Source organism: Allobosea sp. P1_A7 (assembly GCF_056406775.1).
In genome coordinates, this window is sequence record NZ_JBFTZN010000626.1 from 1 (window position 1) to 798 (window position 798).

Sequence of the window (798 nt, forward strand, 5' to 3'; positions counted from 1 at the left end):
GTCCTACCCATGTCATTGCATCATGCTTTTCGGTGCCGCTATTCAGCTGCACCCCGTTACTGGGGACGTGGCTCCACTCGTGCTCGACGTAGAATTCGTTAGTGTCGGTCTCGTAGCAGAGGTGCCACCAATCTTCGTTCTCGGCCATAGGCCCTTTGATGCGGGACGCGAGCTGTTCGAACAAAATCATATCGTCTCCGTGCTTTTCGATAACACATTGGAGGCAAAGGCTGATTGCAACAACCGCCGTACTGGTGAAGGCAGGCACGAGGGAGATTGTCGACCTCACGTCGCAAGAGCCAGTCGGTGCGCCTGCGCTCCCAAGGAACCCTCCAGCGCCGGTCGATCCGCGCCGAGCGGTTTCAACGACGGGATAACGGCCTGGGGCACATTCCTCGAAACATGATCGCCGCTAGCCGCGGAGGCCGCAGCTTTCCGTCGGCGGCGATCCCGTTCGGTCGGTTTCGCCTGACACATCTGGCGAAAAACCCCGTAGACACCAGTTTGGGAGAGCCCTGGCGCTACGGGGTCTCCTGCACCCGGCAGTGTCACCCGGGGAAGGGGGGTGCCGGGGAGTCTTGGATTAGTGTCGGCCTATCCGCTACCACCACTTCCTGCCGCCGGAGATTGTCATGGCAAGGTCGTGCTATGCGGCATGGTGCTGACAATCGGCATCTTGGTCAAGCAAGGACAGAAATCGGCCATGCTTGTCTTGTCTTGCCCACCCGGAAGGAGCGCCTGGCTGCGTTGATAATGGCGTTCACAGCTCCGCTGCGCAGGTAGGCCATTAATTAGAGG

General features: G+C 59.5%; 1 protein-coding gene. It reads right to left on the reverse strand.

The window, feature by feature from the left end:
• A partial coding sequence (locus AC1D34_RS38090; RefSeq protein WP_476827093.1) for a hypothetical protein occupies positions 1–190 on the reverse strand: 190 nt, incomplete at its 3' end.
• Positions 191–798: the final 608 nt, after the last annotated feature.